Raw genomic sequence first — 4,251 nt, forward strand, 5'->3', positions numbered from 1 at the left:
AGCATGAAGGCCGACGTGGGTACGGGTATGGGACTGGAAAGGATTTCCGCCATTATGCAAGGCGGGCACAGTAACTATGATATCGATATTTTCCAAAATCTGCTGAATGATGCTTCCGCAATTCTGGGTGGTGTACCGACAACAGAGGCTTCGCTGCGCGTTATCGCCGATCATATCCGCTCAAGCTCATTTATCATTTCTGATGGTATTATGCCGTCTAACGAAAGTCGCGGATACACACTCAGACGTATCATCCGTCGTGCATGTCGTCACGGACACAAATTGGGGGCTACTGAGTCGTTCTTCTATAAGTTGGTGGTTTCCCTGGTGCGTGAGATGGGTGATGCTTATCCGGATCTCGCTAAAAACCGTGCTCAGATAGAAAGAATCTTGCTGCAAGAAGAAGAACAGTTCACCAAAACGCTTGACAAGGGAATGAAATTGCTGGAAGAAAGGCTGGAAGGTCTAGAGGGCAGTGTTATCCCGGGTGATGTTGTATTCACCCTTTACGATACTTACGGTTTTCCTGTCGATCTGACTAATGACATTGCCAGAGAACGTGAGCTGTTGGTAGATGAAGAAGGTTTTAGGAAGTTGCTTGAGGTTCAGCGTGAAAGGGCCCGTGCAGCCAGCAAATTTGGTGTCAATTACAGTGAGCAGTTGGTCATTGAGGGGGCTACCAATTTCACGGGTTACGAAAATCTTCAGGACGCGGCTGAAGTCACAGCTCTGTTTGTTGATGGGCAGTCGGTTGATTTTGTCTCTGAAGGTCAAGAAGCAACGGTCGTTCTGCAGTCAACACCTTTTTATGCAGAGTCTGGTGGTCAGGTGGGCGATACCGGCTTGCTCAGTTTTGAGGGTGGCCAAGTCAAGGTATTGGATACTCAAAAACAGGGCGACAGTCATCTTCATATTTCGGAAGTATCTCAGGGTAAATTAAAGGTTGGTGATACTGTCACTGCCTACGTCGATGCTGAAGCCCGCAGGGCTACGGAGTTGAACCACTCTGCTACTCACTTGCTTCACGCTGCACTGCGTAAGGTTCTGGGTGAGCATGTTACTCAAAAGGGCTCTCTGGTAGATCAAGACAAACTTCGTTTTGATTTTTCTCATTTTGAAATGGTCAGGCCTGAAGCCCTCCGGGCTATAGAGAGGCTGGTTAATCAGCAAATTCGTAATAACAATGAGGTTAAAACTGAGTTGTTGGATATGAAAGCTGCTAAGGCTAAAGGCGCAATGGCTTTGTTTGGCGAGAAGTACGGTGAGGAGGTTCGCGTTCTTTCCATGGGCTCTGAAGGCTTTTCTGTTGAGCTCTGCGGAGGTACGCACGTTAATCGTACGGGCGATATCGGTTCATTCAGAATTGTTTCTGAATCCGGGATTGCAGCGGGTGTGAGACGCATTGAGGCTGTCACAGGCATAGCTGCGGTTGATTACCAGGAGAAGCTGGAAGATACCCTGAAATCGGTCGCAAGTCTGGTAAAAGGTTCTCAGGATAATGTGCAAGACAAAGTATCTTCAATTCTCGATAGGAATAAGGAGCTTGAGAAAGAGCTTCATAGACTTCAACAGAGGCTGGCTTCTGCTGGCAGTGCCGATCTCCTGTCCAGGGCTGTTGATGTCAATGGTGTAAAGGTGCTGGTTACAGAGCTTGAGGGAGTCGATCCTAAGTCTTTGCGAGACATGGTGGATCAGCTGAAAGGTAAGCTCCAGACCGGTATTGTATTTCTGACTGTGCCTGGTCACGCTAAATTTCCTCTGGTAGCGGGAGTCACCAAAGATCTTACTGGCAAAGTGAAAGCAGGTGATTTGTTGAAAATGGTTGCCGATCAGGTTGATGGTCGTGGTGGCGGTCGTCCGGATTTTGCCCAGGGTGGTGGTTCAGATGCTTCCAAAATCAAGGAAGCGCTTGAATCTATTGCCCCATGGTTGCAAGAGCGTCTGTAATGTGATTCGTTAATTCGATCAACTTAATCCTCATTAAAAACGAGCCATCGGGCTCGTTTTTAATGAGGTGTGCTTTTTTTAACAAAGCTATTCGTGTTACATTCCGGGGTCGGCTGATTGACGTAGAACGATATAAACATGGCGCTGTTAGTACAAAAATTTGGCGGCACCTCTGTCGGGAACTTGGATCGCATCCAGGGAGTTGCCGACAAGGTGAAGAGGTTCAGAGATCAGGGACATAATGTTGTTGTCGTTGTCTCAGCGATGAGTGGTGAGACCAACCGGCTGACTGATCTTGCATCTAATATTCAAAAACAACCCACACCCAGAGAGATGGATGTCCTGCTTTCTACCGGTGAGCAGGTCACAATAGCCCTTCTGGCAATGGCTCTCAACGAGCGTAACTGTCCGGCCCACTCTTACACTGGAAGTCAGGTTTCCATTGTTACGGATCAGGCTCACACTAAAGCTCGCATACAGCATATTGATACAGAGAAGATGCGGGCATCTCTTAATCGGGGGCGCGTTGTAATTGTGGCTGGCTTTCAGGGGCGTGATGCTGAAGGCAATATTACAACCCTTGGAAGAGGGGGGTCTGACACCACGGCCGTTGCTCTGGCTGCTGCTCTTGAAGCGGACGAGTGTCAGATCTATACAGATGTCGACGGCGTTTACACGACCGATCCACGTGTTGTGGAGGGGGCAAGGCGACTGGACAAGATTACTTTTGAAGAGATGCTGGAAATGGCCAGTTTGGGTTCAAAAGTATTGCAGATTCGGGCGGTTGAATTCGCTGGAAAATATAATGTCAAATTGAGGGTGCTGCATTCCATGCAAGAAGGCCCCGGAACTCTTATTACGATCGACGACGAGGATGTAGCTATGGAATCACCGGTGGTATCTGGTATTGCCTTTAACAGGGATGAAGCGAAAGTCACTATTAAAGGTGTGCCTGACATTCCAGGTGTTGCATCCCGGATATTGGGTCCTGTCAGTCAGGCCAATATTGAGGTGGATATGATTGTTCAGAATGTGTCTGACGATCGTACTACTGATTTTACCTTTACCGTTCACCGTAATGATTATCAGAACACTCTTGATGTCTGTGCGAAAGTCTGTGATGAGTTGGGTGCACGCGAGTATGACGGTGATGAAAAGATCGCAAAAGTATCTATCGTCGGTGTGGGTATGAGATCTCATGCGGGCGTTGCCACCCGGATGTTTGAGGCTCTCGCAGCTGAAGGCATCAATATCCAGATCATTTCAACTTCTGAAATCAAGGTTTCCGTTATTATTGCAGAGAAGTATCTTGAGCTTGCTGTAAGGGCTCTTCACTCTGTATTTGAACTGGATAGGGAACCTGTTGAGAGTAGTGAAGTCTAAGGCTGGGTAGGTTGTCTTGAAAAGGGAGTGGCTCAGTTTTGATCTGCTCAACCCAAATAGTTCTGTGGCTTGTTTGATCAACAATCGGCAGGAATATCGAACAAATACACCGTCATTCCCGTCAGGCATGGATTCTTCAACTAGAATGTTCTGTGCCTGTTAAAAACTTACAAAACGTGATTTTTTTGATGACTACATTTCTCTGCTAGTAAAAATACGCATGGAAATGTTGGGTTCGGTGGCTAGACTCTGTTGACTGAGAGTTTCTCAAGCATGAAACGGTGATCTGGCAGTATCTGCTTTGCTGAGAACTTAAGCACTCCCGGATTTGGGGCTAAGGTCAATCAACAAAAGCATCGCCGTGCTCAGGATTGACGGTCGTTGACTTACAGAGATGTAAATAAGGAGATTGTAATGCTGATTCTGACTCGCCGCGTTGGAGAGACCTTGATGGTCGGGGATGAGGTCACTGTCACTGTACTGGGTGTAAAAGGTAACCAGGTGCGTATTGGAGTCAATGCGCCAAAAGAAGTTGCCGTTCATCGTGAAGAGATCTACCAGAGAATTCAGAAAGAAAAAGAGCACGGGGGTGTTCCATCCGTCTCTGAGCCGTACTGAGTGTCTGGTTATAACACCGAATTCAGTGAAAAAATACCCGGCTAACCGTTCGGGTATTTTTTTATCTGTGGGAAATGCTTCGATTGAAAAATGCTAATGTGTTTGCTGACGAGATAAAAAACTTTCTGGTCTATATATAAAACCTTGGTCGTATGTAAAAAGAAAAAGCTTGCATTCCAAGACGTGAACAGTAGTATTGAATGCACTTGCGGTGAGGTGGCCGAGAGGCTGAAGGCGCTCCCCTGCTAAGGGAGTATACGGTTTGTAGCCGTATCGAGGGTTCGAATCCCTCCCTCACCGCCA

General features: G+C 47.3%; 3 protein-coding genes and 1 tRNA gene. All 4 read left to right on the plus strand.

Annotated elements, in window-relative coordinates; all coding sequences use genetic code 11:
* On the plus strand, positions 1 to 1,947 hold a 1,947-nt coding region (alaS, locus tag KDK19_RS10225; RefSeq protein WP_257291874.1), incomplete at its 5' end, for an alanine--tRNA ligase.
* A gap of 138 nt (positions 1,948 to 2,085) precedes the next feature.
* Complete coding sequence (locus KDK19_RS10230; RefSeq protein ID WP_257281111.1) at positions 2,086 to 3,330, plus strand: aspartate kinase; 1,245 nt, start codon at positions 2,086 to 2,088, stop codon at positions 3,328 to 3,330.
* 414 nt (positions 3,331 to 3,744) lie between these two features.
* On the plus strand, positions 3,745 to 3,948 hold the full coding sequence (csrA, locus tag KDK19_RS10235; protein WP_257281110.1) for a carbon storage regulator CsrA: 204 nt from the start codon (positions 3,745 to 3,747) through the stop codon (positions 3,946 to 3,948).
* Positions 3,949 to 4,158: 210 nt separating this feature from the next.
* Positions 4,159 to 4,251 (plus strand) — tRNA-Ser (locus KDK19_RS10240).

It is taken from the genome of Endozoicomonas sp. ONNA1 (assembly GCF_024606325.1).
In the GTDB taxonomy this organism is placed as follows: domain Bacteria; phylum Pseudomonadota; class Gammaproteobacteria; order Pseudomonadales; family Endozoicomonadaceae; genus Endozoicomonas_A.